Consider the following 16,087-nt stretch of genomic DNA (forward strand, 5'->3'; position numbering starts at 1 on the left):
TGCGGCTGCTGAGCTATCTCATGCACCACAAGGGCAAGGTGATCTCGCGCACCGAACTGACCGAGCATCTCTACGACCAGGATTTCGACCGCGACAGCAACACCATCGAGGTGTTTGTCGGGCGCCTGCGCAAGAAGCTGCCCGATGATTGCATCCAGACGGTGCGCGGACTGGGCTATCAGATTGCCGAGGACTGAATTTTGGCCGGCTCGCCAGGGGAGTGAGGCGGCATGCTGACGCGCAAGGGGTCGATCGCGGCGCGCCTGTTCTGGCTGTCGGCCGGCTGGCTGGTGCTGGCGCTGGTGGCGACCGGCTTCCTGCTGACCGACCTTTATTCGCGCGCGCTGGATACCTCGCTGGCCCAGACGCTGGATTTCCACGTCGAGAGCCTGGCCGGCGACCTGCTGGCGACGGGCGACCCCACCGATCCCGATATCGCGCTGACCGATCCGCGCTTCGACCGCCCGCGCTCGGGCTGGTACTGGATGATCCGCGACGCCAATGGCACGCTCTATAATCTGTCCACCTCGGTGGTGGGGATCGACCTGCCGGCGCTCGATATCGCTGCGGATGCGCAGGGCCGGCGCACGGCCATTCTCGGCGATGCCTTCGGCACCCGCCTGCGCGCCGTGGAGCGCAGCGTCAGCGTCGCGCCGATGAATTACCAGATCATTGTCACCGGCAATCTCAGCGAAATCCTTGAACTGGTCGAGGATTTCCGTGGCCAGGCCTTCATCGTGCTCGGCGTGGTGGGGGCGATCATGGCCATCATGAGCGCCATGCTGGCGCGGCTGGCGATGCGCCCGGTGGGCCAGCTCAGCGCCGCCATAGAAAGCGTGCGCGAGGGCGAAAGCGTTTCCGTTTCCGGCACCTATCCGCGCGAGATCGCGCCCTTGGCCGAGGAGGTCAACGAGCTTTTGCGCTCCAACGCCCAGATCATCGAGCGCGCCCGCAACCAGGTGGGCAATCTCGCCCATGGGCTCAAGACCCCCATCGCCGTGCTGCGCAACGAGGCGGCGACGACCAAGGGAGGGCTCGCCGAGGTCGTGCTGGCCGACAGCGACAAGATGAGCACGCTGGTCTCCACCTATCTCGAACGCGCCCGGCTGGCGGCGCGCACCTCGGTGGTGGGCAAGCGCGCCGATGCCGGCATGATCCTGGAGCGGCTGACCCGGGTGATGGGCAAGATTCACCGCGACACCGCCATCGCCTTTCCCCCGCCCGCCGTCGGCCTGCCCTGGTTTCGCGGCGACGAGGCGGATCTGGAGGAAATGGCCGGCAACCTGCTCGACAATGCCTGCAAATGGTCCGCGAGCCGGGTTCGGGTCGGCCTTTCGGCCGAGCGCACCGGGACCGGCCCGGGCAGCATGCTGCTGGTCACCATCGAGGATGACGGGCCAGGCCTGAGCGAAGGCGACGCCGAAAAGGCGCTGCGCCGCGGCGTGCGGCTGGATGAGAAAACGCCCGGCACCGGCCTGGGCCTGGATATCGTCAAGGAACTGGTGGACGTGTATGGTGGCAGCCTGGCGCTGAAGCGCTCCGCGCTGGGCGGTTTGCAGGCCGAATTGCGCCTGCCCACCGCCCGCAGCGGCCCAATAGCGAGGTCCAATGCATCCTGACGCACTTTTGCCGCATTATCCCAACAAGAGCCCCGCAATAATGACGAGACTGCATCCATGAACCGCATCGCCCTCATCGCCACCCCGCTGCTTGCCATCACCCTTGCCGCCTGTTCCAGCACCGGCTCGAACCAGATCGTGCAGGCGCCCGTGGCGAGCGCGCCCGCCATTTCCCGCCCGCTGGTGCCAACCCCGGCCCAGACCACCCAGCAGGCGCTGCTGACCACCAGCGTCTCCAATGGCTTCGTCGATCCGGCGGCGCTGGCGCTGATGACGGCCAAGGATTCGGCCGAGGCCAACAGCGCCCAGTTCTATGCGCTGCAATTCGGCCGCCCCGGCGCCCCGCGCAACTGGGCCGGCGACAAGGGCACCACCGGCTCGGTGGCCGTGGGCCCCTATGTCCGCGTCAACAATCTCGATTGCCGCGATTTCACCCATACGGTGAAGGCCAATGGGCAGGATTACGTGAAAAAAGGCACCGCCTGCCGCGAGCAGAACGGCAACTGGACCGTGGTGCAGGGCGCGGCCTGAGGATTTGCGCCCGCGCGCATAAGGATTGTTTACCAACGCCCGCTAGGCTCGGGGCAGCATTCGTATTCCTGATTTTGCTGCCCCATGTCCCAAGCCGCCAACCAGACTGACCCGACGCCACAAGCCGCGCCCCGCCGGAGCGCGCGCAATCCCGCGTCGCCTTTTGCCGGGGTCATCGATGCGGTGCTTGTCGAGGAGCCGGTGCTCTACCCCTTCCCCGGCTCGATCTCGCGCACCCATGCGCAGGCCGGCTGGATCTGGGTTTGCCGCGATCTCTGCCCCGATCTCATCGCGGCCGATGCCGTGGCCGAAGGGCGCTTTGGCGCGCGTGACCTCGATATCGTCAGCCGCGAGGTCCTGACGCGCATGAAGGCGGGGCTGGACCTGGTGGCGGGCGATCCCGAAAAGGACCGGCGTTTGCGCGCGGCGCTGGGCAGCACCGAGGCGCGCGACGCCCTGCCCACCCTGATGCTGGCGCTGCGCAGCCGGGCGCTGCTCGCCAAGGCCAAGGCCTTCGGCAACGCCATCAACACCATCACCGACGACAACGCGCTGGGCGTGGCGTTGCAATCCATGCCGCTCCAGGACCCGCAACTGGCGGCGCTGCTCTTTCATGCATCCATCGGCCAGGTGGCCAGCCCCACAAGGCTGGTGAGCGGCATCATCAAGCGCTCGGGCGGGGCCACGGAGGCGGCCGTGATGCGGCAGGGCTTCACCCCGGTGGTCGACGCCATTCTCGCCCATGCGCAAAACCAGATCCATGTGCTCCAGCCCATGGGCGCCTTCGCCGATATCGACCTGGTGTGCCGCAGCCTGGAACGCTTCCACCGCCTCGTGCGCTCGCTCACCGGCTATATCGAATTCGCCCGCGGCAGCCGCTGGTCGACGGCGCTCTCGGCCATCACCAAGCAGGTTTCCGACCGCATCGAGCCGCGCCTGCGCGACGTGGTTTCGGACATCAACCTGGCCATGCGGCGCGGCCGCGAAGGCCATGACCGGCTGGACAGCGACCAGATCCTTGCGGCCATCAATGGGGTCTATCTGATGGCCACGGTGCGCGACTGCCGCGATTCCCTGGCGCTCAACACGCTGTTCGAGCAGGCCTGGAGCCAGAGCGGGCAGGCGCTGGAGCAGCATTTGCAGCGCAATCTCGACCTCATCCGCACCCATCCCGACGACGTGGCCATCGGCGCCCGGCTCGATGCCGGCATCAAGATGGCCGAGGTGCGCTTCAACCCCGACTATGCCGAAACCCTGCGCCGCGCCCGCGCCACGGCGGAGCGGCGGGGCTAGGGGTTTTAAAGGCACGGGGCGTTTACAGCATGTCTCCCGAAAGTGGGAACCGGTTTCGGGATAAAGACATGCGCTAAAATAAAAGGCTAAGGCGCATGGAGCGAATCTGAAAGATCGCGACGCGCTTTAGGCCGCGCCCGCCCTGTGGCAATGCGTCCGCCCCCAAACTGCGTCTTTCGGTGGTTTTTCGCCCCATTGGGCTTATAGAAGGACGTGTCATGCCGCATGCCGGTTCGAAGCGTTCAGGGCCCATGATTTTCTGGTTCATCGTCATTGCCGTTACCGCCATTGCCTGCGCCGCGCTATATCATGCCGCAGGGCCGCGCCTGGCCGGCATGCCGGCCGAAACCGGCGTCGACGAGGCCGATTTCCGCCTGATCCTGGCCGGAATCGACGCCGATCTGGCGGCGGGCAAGCTCGGCGAGCCCGAGGCCCTGGCCGCCAGGGGCGAACTGGCGCGCGAAATCCTGCGTCATAAGGCGGAAGCCGGCCGTGCCGCGCCCAAGGGCGGGTTCGGACGGGCGCCGCTGCTTGTCGGTCTTGCCGCCATTGCCGCCCTGTCGCTGGGTCTTTACGTTTTTCTCGGCCGCCCCGACCTGCCGGCCCAGCCGCTGGCGGGGCGCGAGGCGGCGGTCCAGACCATCGATCTCGATGACGCCATCGCCCGCATCGAAGCCCAGCTCGAAACCCATCCCGACGATTTGCGCGCCTGGACCGTCATCGCTCCAGCCTATCTGGAAATGGGGCGCTATGCCGACGCCGCCAATGCCTATGCCCGCATCATGGCCCTGGATGCGCCCACCGCCGACCTGCGCACCCGCCGGGCCGAGGCGCTGATCCTGGCTTCGGGGGAGGCCGGCTCGCCCGAGGCCATGGCGGAATTGCGCACCGCCGCGGCGGCCGAGCCCGGCCATGTGCTGTCCAGGCTCTATCTGGCCTCCGAGCTGACCCGGCAGGGCGATTTCCCCGCCGCCATCGCCGCCTGGCAGGATGCGCTGGCGCTTTCCAAGGGCGGCGAGCCCTGGGTTGAGGCGGCAAGGCAGGGTCTGGCGGCGGCCGAAAACGGCGGCACCGCCCCCGACGATGCCGACGAGCAGACCGCCATGATCGAGGCCATGGTCACGGGTTTGGCCGAGCGCCTCGCCGCCTCGGGCGGGAGCATCGAGGAATGGACGCAATTGGTGCGCGCCTATCTCGTGCTCGGCGACAAGGACAAGGCGCAGGGCGCGTTCGACGCAGCGGTGCTGGCTTATCCGCGCGCCTTCGACCGGGGGGAACTTGACACGCTGGCCCTTGCCAACGGCCTCAAACTGACTGGAGTCCAGCCATGACCACGCAAACCGTCATCCGCAAGAAGGGCTGGTCGCGCAAGCAGAAGCGCCTCGCCCTCATCGCCGGGCTCGCCGCCGTGCTGGCGCTGGCCACCGCGCTGGTGCTGGTGGCGCTGCGCGACCAGATCGTGTTCTTCTATTCGCCCACCGAGCTGATCGCCCGCGAGATCGCCCCCGGCCATGCCGTGCGCATTGGTGGGCTGGTGGTGAACTGGGAGCGCGAAGGCCAGCTCAACCGATTCGCCGTCACCGATGGCGGGGAAGACATCGCCACCGAATATACCGGCATCCTGCCCGACCTGTTCCGCGAAGGGCAGGGGGTGGTGGTCGAGGGGAGCCTCTCCCCGGAGGGCGTGTTCAAGGCCACCAATGTGCTGGCCAAGCATGATGAGAACTATATTCCCAAGGAAGTGGTCGAGGCGCTCAAGGCCCAGGGCGAATGGCGGCCGGAGGGGACGCAAGGAGGGGCGCTCTCCGCTGGCCGGCCTTCACCTCTCCCTTTGGGGGAGAGGTCGGCGCGCAGCGCCGGGTGCGGGGGCCTTTGCCGGATGCGGTGTGTGGGGAAGGCCCCCTCACCTGCCCCAAGAGGGTCGACCTCTCCCTTTGGGGGAGAGGTGAGGGAAGAAGGGGTGACGCGTGAGCATTGAACTCGGGCATTTCGCGCTTATCCTCGCCTTCGCCATCGCTTCCGTCTCGGCGTTGGGCGGCTATGGCTTCTGGCGGACCGGCCAGCGCGTGGCGCTGGTGCTGAGCCAGGGCGCCATCCTGCAATTCGTGCTGGTGGCGGTGGCCTTTGCCGCGCTTATCCAGGCTTTCGTCACCTCCGATTTCAGCCTGCTGCTGGCCGTCAACAATTCCCATTCGCTCAAGCCGCTGATCTTCAAGATCTCCGGCGTATGGGGGAATCATGAAGGCTCGATGCTTTTGTGGATTTTCATCCTCGTCGCATTCGGGGCCATGGTGGGCGCCTTCGGGCGCCGCCTGCCGGGTGACCTCCTGGCGCTGGTGCTGGCCACGCAAAGCCTGCTCACCGCCGCCTTCACCGGCTTTACGCTCTTTACCTCCAATCCCTTCGCGCGCGTCTTCCCCGCGCCGCTGGAAGGCAACGACCTCAATCCGGTGCTCCAGGATATCGGCTTGGCCCTGCATCCGCCGCTGCTCTATGCCGGCTATGTCGGCTTTTCGATCTGCTTTTCCTTCGCCATCGCGGCGCTGATTTCGGGGCGCATCGACCAGGCCTGGGCGCGCTGGGTGCGGCCCTGGGCGCTGCTGAGCTGGACCTTTCTCACCCTGGGCATCGCCATGGGCTCGTACTGGGCCTATTACGAGCTGGGCTGGGGCGGCTGGTGGTTCTGGGACCCGGTGGAAAATGCCAGCTTCATGCCCTGGCTGGCCGGCACGGCGCTGCTGCATTCGGCGCTGGTGATGGAAAAGCGCAACGCGCTCAAGATCTGGACGGTCTTTTTGTCCATCATCACCTTCTCGCTGTCCCTGCTGGGCACGTTCCTGGTGCGCTCGGGCATCCTCACCTCGGTGCATACCTTTGCCAGCGATCCCACGCGCGGCCTGGTGATCCTGTCGCTGCTGGCGGTGGTGATCGGCGGCGCCTTCTTCCTTTTCGCCCTGCGCGCGCCGGCGCTGCGCCAGGGCGGGCTTTTCGCCCCGGTGAGCCGCGAAGGCGCGCTGATCCTCAACAATCTCTTCCTCGCCACCGCCGTGGGCGCCATCCTGGTCGGCACGCTCTATCCGCTGCTGCTCGATGCGCTGGCCGGCACCACCATTTCGGTGGGCGCACCGTTCTTCAATCTCACCTTCGGGGCGCTGATGGCGCCGCTGCTGATCGTCCTGCCCTTCGGGCCGCTTCTGGCCTGGAAGCGCGCCGACGTGCTGGCGGCGGCGCAAAGGCTGATGGGGGCGGGCGCGCTGGCGGTGTTCCTCGCCATTCTCATTTCCGCGCTGGGCGGGGTCTCCATTTCGCTGGCGCCGCTGGGGCTGCTGCTGGGCTTCTGGGTGGCGTTCGGCGCCATTGCCGAGCTGATCGAGCGCGGCAAGGTCGGCCGCATTCCGCTGGCCGACAGCCTGCGCCGGCTGGTCGGCCTGCCGCGCTCGGCCTGGTCCACCGCCATCGCCCATCTTGGGCTGGGGCTGACCGTGCTGGGGATCGTGGCCACCAGCGCCTGGGAAACCGAGCTGGTGACCACGCTCAACCCCGGCGAAACCGCCGAACTCTCCGGTTATGTCGTCAGCTTCGATAGCTTCGGGCAGGTGCCCGGGCCCAATTACATGTCCGACGAGGGGCGCTTCACCATCACCGCGCCCGACGGCTCGACGCGCCAGACCCTTGCCGACCGCCGCACCTATGTGGCCAGCGGCATGCCGACCACCGAAGCGGCCATCGAGACCTACGGCTTCTCCCAGCTCTATCTGCAACTGGGCGAGCCGCTGGAGGACACCCATGTCATCCGCATCTGGCACAAGCCCTATGTGACGCTGATCTGGCTGGGCGCGCTGGTCATGGCCTTTGCCGGCTTCCTCTCGCTCACCGACCGGCGCCTGCGCGTCGGCGCGCCCAGGCAGGCGGCGCGTGTGGCCGCGAGGGCGGCGCCATGACCTGGCTGCGCGCGCTGATGCTGGCCCTGTGCCTCGTCGTCACCCCGGCCCTGGCCGTCAATCCCGACGAAATCCTGCCCGATGTCGCGCTGGAGCAGCGCGCCCGCGAGATTTCGGCCGGCCTGCGGTGCCTTGTCTGCCAGAATCAGTCGATCGACGACAGCGACGCCGACCTGGCGCGGGAATTGCGCATCCTGGTGCGCGAGCGGCTGCTGGCCGGCGACAGCGACGAGGCGGTGCGCCAGTTCCTGGTCGACCGCTATGGCGAATATGTGCTGCTCAATCCGCGCCTCAACGAACATACGGTGTTGCTCTGGATTGCCGCGCCGGTCCTGTTGCTGGCGGGATTGGGGGGGCTGGCCTTCGCCGCGCGCCGCCGTCGGCCACCGGCGGGCGAGCTCAGCGCCGAGGAACAGGCGGCGCTGGACGAACTGGATCGCTCCTTGCCGCGTTAGCCCGATGCCGGCGGGGCGCTGCCCCATTGCTGCCGGCAACATTGCCAAGGTTTAATGTTGGCGCAACCTCGCAGAAAGATGGCAGGGTCCATATCTGTGCCCCATAGCTGTGAGGGCTTGCGAAGGAGAAGAATTCAGATGCGCTCGTCCATTCTCAAGCGTACCAGCCGCTGGCTCGGGGCGTCTGCCCTCGCCCTGCTGGTCGGTATCGGCGGTGTCGGCACCGCCTTTGTGATGACTGGCCAGGTGGCCAATGCCCAGGTGCAGAACGTCGCCCAGATCACCGTGCCCCAGACCGCCCAGCCCCAGGCCGGCTTTGCCGATCTGGTGGAGGCGGTCAAGCCCGCCGTGGTGTCCATCCTGGTGGAGGCCGAGGAAAGCCCCCGCACCGTGCGGCGCGGCGGCGGCAATTTCGAGTTCAATTTCCCCGACCTGCCCGAAGGCCACCCCTTCAAGGATTTCTTCGACCAGTTTGGCGGCGATTTCGGCCAGCAGGCGCCCCAGCGCCAGCAGCGGCCGCGCCAGTTCATGGCGGCCGGCTCGGGCTTCATCGTTTCGGCCGACGGCTATGTGGTGACCAATAACCACGTGGTCACCGACGCCACCAAGGTCACCGTGGTCTTCGACGACGGCACCGAGCAGGTGGCCAAGATCGTGGGCACCGACGAGCGCACCGACCTGGCCGTTCTCAAGATCGAAGGCACCGACCTGCCCTTCGTCAATTTCGAGACCGACCAGAGCCGCGTCGGCGACTGGGTGGTCGCGGTGGGCAACCCCTTCGGGCTCGGCGGCACCGTCACCGTGGGCGTCATCTCCGGCTCGGGCCGCAATATCGGCGGTTCCAATTACGGCGATTTCCTCCAGATCGACGCGGCGGTGAACACCGGCAATTCCGGTGGCCCGGCCTTCAACACCAAGGGTGAGGTGGTGGGTGTCAATACCGCCATCTATTCGCCCAATGGCGGTAATGTCGGCATCGCCTTCGCCATCCCCGCCGCCACCGTCAAGGGCATCGTGCAGCAACTGATCGACAGCGGCACCGTGACCCGTGGCTATCTCGGCGTCGGTATCCAGGACGTCAACCGCGACATCGCCGACGGGGCGGGCCTGGCCAATGCCAAGGGCGCCATCGTCAGCAATATCGCCGAGGACGGCCCTGCCGGCCCGGCGGGCGTCAAGTCGGGCGATATCATCACCGCCGTCGATGGCGATCCCATCGATGACGCGCTCGACCTCAGCCGCACCATTGCCGGCAAGTCGCCCAGCACCACGGTGGAACTGACCATCTGGCGCAACGGGGCCGAAACCAAGCTGTCGGTCAAGCTCGGCACGCTCAACGAGGCCGCCGCCACCCAGGCCGATGAGCAGCAGGCGCCGGTGCCCCCGGCCGAGCTGCCCACCGAATCCAGTGTCGGGCTGAGCCTGGTGCCCAATGCCGATGGCTCGGGCGGCCTGCTGGTGCAGAATGTCGACCCCGATTCGGCCGCGGCCTCCAAGGGCCTGGCCGTGGGCGACACCATCCTGGAGGTCAACAACACCCCGGTCAGCTCGCTCGACGAGTTTGAAAAGGCGATTGACGGCGTCAAGGCCCAGGGCCGCAACACCGCCCTGGTCAAGGCCAGCCGCGATGGCAATGCGCGCTATATCGGCCTGCCGCTGAGCGAATAATCCATCTGGCGGCTCCGGGCTTCGTCTCCGGGGCCGCTCCCCAATTGCCTTATGGAGTGGACGGTTGAAAATCCTGCTGATCGAGGATGACCGCGAAGCGGCCAGCTATCTCATCCAGGCCCTGGATGAAGCCGGCCACATCACCCACCACGCCGCCGACGGCGAAACCGGCTATGCCATGGCCTCGGGCCTGGACTACGATGGGCTCATCGTCGCTCGCCTGCTGCCGCGCCGCGATGGCCTTTCCATCATCGAATCGCTGCGGGCCGAGGGCGACAAGACCCCGGCGCTCATTCTCTCCGCTCTGGGAGAGGTTGACGGCCGCGTGACCGGCCTGCGCGCCGGCGGCGACGACTATCTCACCAAGCCCTATGCCTTCACCGAGCTTCTGGCGCGCGTGGAAGTGCTGGCGCGCCGTTCGAGCCCCTCGGAAGCCGCCACCAGCTATGCCGTGGCCGATCTTTCGCTCGACCGGCTCTCGCGCAAGGTGGAGCGCGGCGGCGAGGCCATCCTGCTCCAGCCGCGCGAATTCCGCCTGCTCGAATATCTGATGAAGAATGCCGGCAAGGTGGTGACGCGCACCATGCTGCTGGAAAATGTCTGGGACTATCATTTCGACCCCCAGACCAACGTCATCGACGTGCATATGTCGCGCCTGCGCTCCAAGATCGACAAGGGCCACGCCTCGCCCCTGCTGCATACCGTGCGCGGCGCCGGCTATATGATCCGCGAGTAGGCCGTGTCTCGCTTCGTCCAGCTCTGGCGCACCTCCACCGTCCGGCTGACCGCCACTTTCATCCTCATCTTCTCGCTCTTCGCCATCCTGCTGCTGGCCTTCATCACCTGGCAGTCCAGCGTGCAGATCCAGCGCCAGCAGGCGGTCGATATCGACCGCGAAGTGCGCATGTTCCAGCGCATCGACGCCGAACAGGGCGTGCGCGCCCTGGCCTTCGCGCTTGACCGCATTGCCCGCGCGCCGGGGCCGGGCGTCTATTATCTGGGCGATGCCTCGGGCCAGTTCCTGCTCGGCAACGTCACCGACGTGCCCGCCAATGTGCTGATCGAGCCGGGCATCTATAGTTTCGACTATGAGAGGGCCAATCCCTTCTGGGGAGCCTCCGACGCTGCGCCGGACGGCGCGCGCAGCGGTTTTGCCGTGGTGCGCTCGGTGGAGCTGAGCAACGGCATGCGGCTGGTGGTGGGGCGCGACGTGGTCGAGCGGCGCGGCTTTTCCGCCATCATCGTGCAGAGCTTCCTCTTGGGCGTGCTGGGGATCATCCTGTTTTCGCTCATTGCCGGCGGCATCACCGCCCGCCGCGTGCTCCACCGCATCGACACCATCCGCGACACCTCCACCAAGATCATGTCGGGCAACCTCTCCGAGCGGGTGCCGGTGACGCGGCGCAATGACGAGTTCGATGGCCTGGCCACCAATCTCAACGCCATGCTCGACCGCATCGAGCAATTGCTGCAAGGCCTCAAGGAGGTGACCGACAATGTCGCCCATGACCTCAAGACCCCGCTGACCCGCCTGCGCAGCCAGGCCGAATCCGCCCTGCGCGACGGCGCTACCGACGAGATTCGCCAGCAGGCGCTGGAAACCACCATTGCCGAGAGCGACCGGCTGATCCGCACCTTCAACGCCCTGCTGATGATCGCCCGCGCCGAGGCCGGCTCCCCCTCCGGCGCGCTGGTGGACATCGATGTCAGCGCCGTGGTGGCCGATGTCGCCGAGCTTTACGGACCGGTGGCCGAGGATGCCGGGATCGTCGTGCAAACCGGCATCGAGGAGGGCGTGCATCTGCGCGCCAACCGCGAGCTGATCGGCCAGGCCATGGTCAACCTGCTCGAAAACGCGGTGAAATACGCCCGGCCCGAGGGTGAGGGTGAAGGGCATATAAGCGTCAGCCTGCGCCGCGAAAACGGGCGCGTGCTCATCGTGGTGGCCGATAACGGCCCCGGCATTGCCGAGCCCGACCGCGCCCGCGTGCTGGAGCGTTTCGTGAGGCTGGAAAAAAGCCGCTCCGAGCCCGGCTCGGGGCTGGGCCTGTCGCTGGTCAACGCCGTGGCCCGCTTGCATGGCGGGGCGTTCCGCATCGAGGATAACGGGCCGGGCGTTCGGGCGGTGATCGATCTGCCCGGGGCCTAGGTTGGCTCGATATTGCTTCCCTTCCACGGAGTCATTCCGGCCTGCGCCGGAATGACTCCGCGGGTGAGGCGAGGTGTTGTGCCTTGCCCAGCCGCTGGTGCCGGTTTATCCCTCGCTTATGGTCTCATCCCTAGCTGCCCTGCCGCCCCTCGCCACCCCTCAATTCGATGCCTGGCGCGCGGGCCTGCCGCCGGGGGAGGGGGAGGCTATCGCCCGGGCCGCGCCGGCTTTGGGGCCATTGCTGGAATCGGCTCCCTACCTGCTGGGCCTCGCCCAGGCCAATGTCGCCTGGCTGGCCGGGGCGCTGGATGCCGATTTCGATGCGGTGCTGGCACAAACCCTGTCCGGGGTGGTCAGCGCCGGCGAGACGGCCGATGGCGAAGAGGCGCTGGCGCCGGCATTGCGCATCGCCACGGGGCGTGTGGCCCTGCGGGCCGCCATTGCCGACGCCGGCGGCGCCTGGAGCACGGCGCGCGCCACCGCCGCGCTTTCCGAGCTTGCCGACGTGGCGCTCGACGCCGCGCTCAACCTGCTGATGCGCCGCGCCGCCGAAAAAGGGCTGCTGGCCATTCCATCCGAGCAGGCCACCGCCGCCAATTCGGGCCTGGCCATCTTCGCGCTGGGCAAGCATGGCGGGCAGGAGCTCAACTATTCCTCCGATATCGACATCGTTGCATTTTTCGATGCCGAAAAGCGCGTGCTCGCCGATCCGGGCGAGGCGACGCGCATCTATTCGCGCATGGTGCAGAAGCTGGTCGGGCTGATGCAGGACCAGCAGGCCCATGGCTATGTGTTCCGCACCGATCTACGCCTGCGCCCCGATCCGGGGGCGACGCCGGTGGCCCTCTCCTTCGGGGCGGCGCTGGCCTATTATGAAAGCCGGGGCCAGAACTGGGAGCGCGCCGCCTGGATCAAGGCGCGTCCCTGCGCCGGCGACCGGGCGGTGGGCGAGGCCTTCCTGCGCGAGCTGGCGCCCTATGTCTGGCGCAAGCATCTCGATTTCGCCACCATCGCAGATATCCAGGCGATGAAGCGCCAGATCAACGTCGCCCGCAATGTCGGGGATATCCGCGTCGAGGGCCACAACGTCAAGCTAGGGCGCGGCGGCATCCGCGAGATCGAGTTTTTCACCCAGACCCAGCAATTGATCGCTGGCGGCCGCGACAAAGCCCTGCGCGTGCGCCCCACCGCCGAGGCGCTGGCCGCGCTGGCCGGGGCCAACTGGATCACGCCCAGGGCCGCGCACGAGCTGACCGAGACCTACTGGTTCCTGCGCGCGGTGGAAAACCGCCTGCAAATGCTGCGCGACGAGCAGACCCACACCATGCCGCCCTCCGCCGAAGAGGTTGCCGTCATCGGCCGGCTCATGGGCGAGGCGGACCTTGCCGCCTTCGAGGCCCGCTACCGCGCCGCGCTGGAGCGGGTGGCGGGCTATTATGCCGAACTCTTCACCGAGGGAGAAACGCTGGGCAGCGGGGAGGGCAACCTCGTCTTCACCGGCAATGACGACGATCCGGGCACGCTGGAAACCCTGTCGGCCATGGGCTTTGTCGATGCGCCCAAGGCCATCCAGACCGTGCGCAAATGGCACTATGGCAGCTATCCCTCCACCCGCGCCGCTGCCGCCCGCGCCCATCTGACCGAGCTTTTGCCGGCGCTGCTGGCAACGCTGGGCGGGGCCGGCAATGCCGACGAGGCGCTGGCGCGCTTCGACGATTTCCTCTCGCGCCTGCCCTCCGGCGTGCAGCTTTTCGCCCTTCTGCGCGCCCATGCCAATCTGCGCACGCTGCTCGTCCAGCTCATGGCCTCCGCGCCGCGCATGGCCGAGGCGGTCATCCACCGCGCCCATGTCATGGACGGGCTGATCGATCCGGCCTTCGCCAATGAAGTCACCCATCGCGATGTGCTGGTGGCCAAGGTCGACGCGTTCCTGGCCGAGGCGCGCTCCTATGAGGAGATCATCGATCGCGCCCGCATCATCGGGCAGGAGCAGAAATTCCTCATCGCGGCGGGCCTGCTCTCGGGCACCGTCAGCGCCGTCGGGGCAGGGGAGCAGTTCACGGCCCTGGCCGAAACCCTGGTCAACCGGCTGTTCGGCAGCGTGCGCAGCGAGTTCGAGCGCCGCCATGGCCGCATTGCCGGAGGCCGGGTGGCTTTGCTGGCCTTCGGCAAGATGGCCAGCCGCGAAATGACGGCCACCTCCGATCTTGATTTCATCCTGCTCTATGAGGCGCCCGAAACCGAATCCGACGGCGAGCGCGCCCTCAGCACCAATCATTACTACACCCGCCTTACCCAGCGGCTGGTGGCGGCGGTCAGCTCACCCACCGCCGAAGGCGTGCTCTACGAGGCTGATATGCGCCTGCGCCCCTCGGGCAATGCCGGCCCGCTCGCCACCAGCCTTGCCGGCTTTCGTGCCTATCATCGCGACAATGCCTGGACCTGGGAGCATCTGGCCTTGAGCCGCGCCCGCGTCATCGCCGCCGATGCGGGCCTGGCGACGGAAATCGATGCGGCCCTGGCCGAGGTCATGGCCCGCCCGCGCGACGCCGCCAAGACCATCGCCGACGTGACCGAAATGCGCGCATTGATGGCCCGCGAGCGGCCACCGCGCCACCCCTTCGATCTCAAGCTGGCCGAGGGCGGGCTGGTCGATCTGGAATTCATCGCCCAGTCGGCGCAATTGGTCGCCGGCGGCGCCGTTGCCGCGCCCCAGGCGCCCACCGCCCGTGTGCTCGCCCGGCTGGGCGAGGCCGGCCTTGTGCCGCAGGGCGCGCGGCTGGCCGAAATCCACGACACCTATTCCACCGTCTTGCAGGTAGTGAGTTCGGCGCTGGTCAATCCCTTCCGGGACGAAGCCTGGTCCGGTTCCTTCCGCGAGCTTCTCGCCGGGCTGACCCACTATCCCGACTTCGCCCGGCTCGAGCTCGACCTTGTCGACATGCGCGCCGAAGTCAGCGCTGCCGCCGCGCAATGGTATGAAAAGGCGAGGGGGCTTTAGGCCGCCTGCAAGGCCGGCATTTCGGCCAATGGCAGCGAGATGGCCACTGTCGTGCCCAGGGCCGGGCTGGAATCGATGGCCAGCTGGCCCCCGCTCTGCTCGGCGATGGCGCGGGCGATGGCGATGCCCAGGCCCGAGCCCACGCCTTCGCGGGTAAAGGCGGCGTCGCCCAGCGCGAAGGGCTGCGAGAGCTTTTCCAGCCGCTCCTCGCTCATGCCGATGCCGGTATCGGTCACCTCGATCACCACCCCGTCATGGGCAGCGAAGGCCGCCAGCGTCACCCGCCCGCCCGAGGGCGTGAAGCGCAGGGAGTTTTCCACCAGATTGCCGATCATGCGCGACAGGCCCAGCTTGTCGCCATGCACCACCGCGCCGCTGCCCTCGCCCAGAACGAACAGCACGCCCGCCCGCACTGCCTGGGCGCGGAAGCGTTGCACCATGGTATCGAGAAGCTCGTCCACCGCCACCTTTTCGCTGCGCAGCGCCTTCTGCCCGCTTTCGAGTTCGGCCAGTTCGAGAATGGTGGCGAAGCTGGCCAGCAGGTGCTCGCCGGAGGTCTGGATAGAGCGGATATAGTCGCCATAGCGCGCATCGCCCAGCGGCCCGAAGGTTTCGTGCCGCATCAGCTCGGCAAAGCCGATGATGTGGTTGAGGGGCGTGCGGATGTCGTGGCTGAGATGGGCGAGGAAATTGGTCTTGGAGCGGCTTGCCGCCTCCGCCTTGAGCTTTTCCTCGTGATAGCGGCGGGCGAGCAGGCGCTGCTCCTGGCGGATGGTGTGGAGCAGGGTGTCGGTCTTTTTTGCTTCGGTGATGTCGCTGACCAGCGTCATGAAGCCGCCCTCGCCCAGCGGGCGCTCGTCGATCAGCAGGCAGGTGCCGTCGTCGCGATGCAGTTCCATCATGCGGCTGCCGGCATCCTCGCTCACCAGCTTGATATAGCCGCCCATGGTGATGCGCTTGACCGCCTGCTGATAGGTGAGGCTGGTTTTGCCCATGCCCAGCCCGCTGCGATAATGCTCGTTGCAAACGATGAGTTGCCCCGTGCGCGTCCAGCAGGCCACGCCCATCGGAATGGCAGCGGCCAGCGTCTGGTAGTTGTGCCGCTGGGTGCGGTCGGGCATGTCGCCATTCTGGCGCAATGCCGCCGCCAGCCCGAGCAGCGTCGCCAGCATGAGCGCCACCCCGCCGCGCTGCACGACGCCCGGCCACAGCGTGGTTTCTCCGAATTCCGCTGCGTCCATGCTGGTCAGGATGTCATAGGCGATGAACAGGCCGGCCGCGAGCCAGGCGGTAAGCAGGACCGCCATGGCGACGGGGGGGATGGCGCTGGCCGCGATGTCCTTCACTGGGCCATTGCCGATGTCCCTTTTGCCCACGCCGAATCCGATAGCGCTGGCGCCGGATGTCTCCGCCGACCGCATGAAATTCTC

At 67.3% G+C, this 16,087-nt stretch carries 12 protein-coding genes and 1 pseudogene; 12 read left to right on the forward strand and 1 reads right to left on the reverse strand.

Going from position 1 to position 16,087, the window contains the following annotated elements; translation table 11 throughout:
• The 12 genes and pseudogenes from VDP82_RS04610 to VDP82_RS04665 all read left to right on the forward strand — a co-directional run.
• Window positions 1-197: helix-turn-helix domain-containing protein (locus tag VDP82_RS04610; RefSeq protein ID WP_323013669.1), on the forward strand; the 197-nt coding region annotated here is incomplete at its 5' end.
• A gap of 33 nt (window positions 198-230) precedes the next feature.
• Window positions 231-1,619, forward strand: coding sequence for a HAMP domain-containing sensor histidine kinase (locus VDP82_RS04615; RefSeq protein WP_323013670.1), 1,389 nt, complete (start codon window positions 231-233; stop codon window positions 1,617-1,619).
• Between the two features lie 57 nt (window positions 1,620-1,676).
• Window positions 1,677-2,150 (forward strand): RT0821/Lpp0805 family surface protein, encoded by a 474-nt coding sequence (locus tag VDP82_RS04620; protein WP_323013671.1) that lies wholly within the window; start codon window positions 1,677-1,679, stop codon window positions 2,148-2,150.
• Window positions 2,151-2,234: 84 nt separating this feature from the next.
• A complete protein-coding gene (locus VDP82_RS04625; protein WP_323013672.1) occupies window positions 2,235-3,443 on the forward strand; it encodes a hypothetical protein in 1,209 nt (402 codons plus the stop codon).
• Window positions 3,444-3,694: 251 nt separating this feature from the next.
• A complete protein-coding gene (ccmI, locus tag VDP82_RS04630) occupies window positions 3,695-4,774 on the forward strand; it encodes a c-type cytochrome biogenesis protein CcmI (RefSeq protein ID WP_323013673.1) in 1,080 nt (359 codons plus the stop codon).
• Window positions 4,771-5,295, forward strand: a pseudogene (ccmE, locus tag VDP82_RS04635) (cytochrome c maturation protein CcmE); the annotation flags it as partial. The gene ccmI and the pseudogene ccmE, both read left to right, overlap by 4 nt.
• A gap of 115 nt (window positions 5,296-5,410) precedes the next feature.
• Window positions 5,411-7,384 (forward strand): heme lyase CcmF/NrfE family subunit, encoded by a 1,974-nt coding sequence (locus VDP82_RS04640; RefSeq protein WP_323013675.1) that lies wholly within the window; start codon window positions 5,411-5,413, stop codon window positions 7,382-7,384.
• 5 nt (window positions 7,385-7,389) lie between these two features.
• Entirely contained in the window at window positions 7,390-7,839 is a 450-nt protein-coding gene (locus VDP82_RS04645) for a cytochrome c-type biogenesis protein (protein ID WP_323013681.1), read from the forward strand.
• Window positions 7,840-7,977: 138 nt separating this feature from the next.
• Complete coding sequence (locus tag VDP82_RS04650; protein ID WP_323013676.1) at window positions 7,978-9,507, forward strand: Do family serine endopeptidase; 1,530 nt, start codon at window positions 7,978-7,980, stop codon at window positions 9,505-9,507.
• A 64-nt stretch (window positions 9,508-9,571) separates the two neighbouring features.
• Window positions 9,572-10,243: a response regulator transcription factor gene (locus tag VDP82_RS04655; RefSeq protein WP_323013677.1), complete on the forward strand. Its 672-nt coding sequence runs from the start codon at window positions 9,572-9,574 to the stop codon at window positions 10,241-10,243.
• A 3-nt stretch (window positions 10,244-10,246) separates the two neighbouring features.
• Window positions 10,247-11,656, forward strand: a complete 1,410-nt coding sequence (locus VDP82_RS04660) for a sensor histidine kinase (protein ID WP_323013678.1) — start codon at window positions 10,247-10,249, stop codon at window positions 11,654-11,656.
• A gap of 76 nt (window positions 11,657-11,732) precedes the next feature.
• Window positions 11,733-14,657, forward strand: a complete 2,925-nt coding sequence (locus VDP82_RS04665; RefSeq protein ID WP_323013679.1) for a bifunctional [glutamine synthetase] adenylyltransferase/[glutamine synthetase]-adenylyl-L-tyrosine phosphorylase — start codon at window positions 11,733-11,735, stop codon at window positions 14,655-14,657.
• Here VDP82_RS04665 and VDP82_RS04670 read toward each other — a convergent pair.
• Window positions 14,654-16,087: PAS domain-containing sensor histidine kinase (locus VDP82_RS04670; protein WP_323013680.1), on the reverse strand; the 1,434-nt coding region annotated here is incomplete at its 5' end. The genes VDP82_RS04665 and VDP82_RS04670 overlap by 4 nt on opposite strands.

The organism is Devosia sp. (genome assembly GCF_034675085.1).
GTDB lineage: Bacteria > Pseudomonadota > Alphaproteobacteria > Rhizobiales > Devosiaceae > Devosia.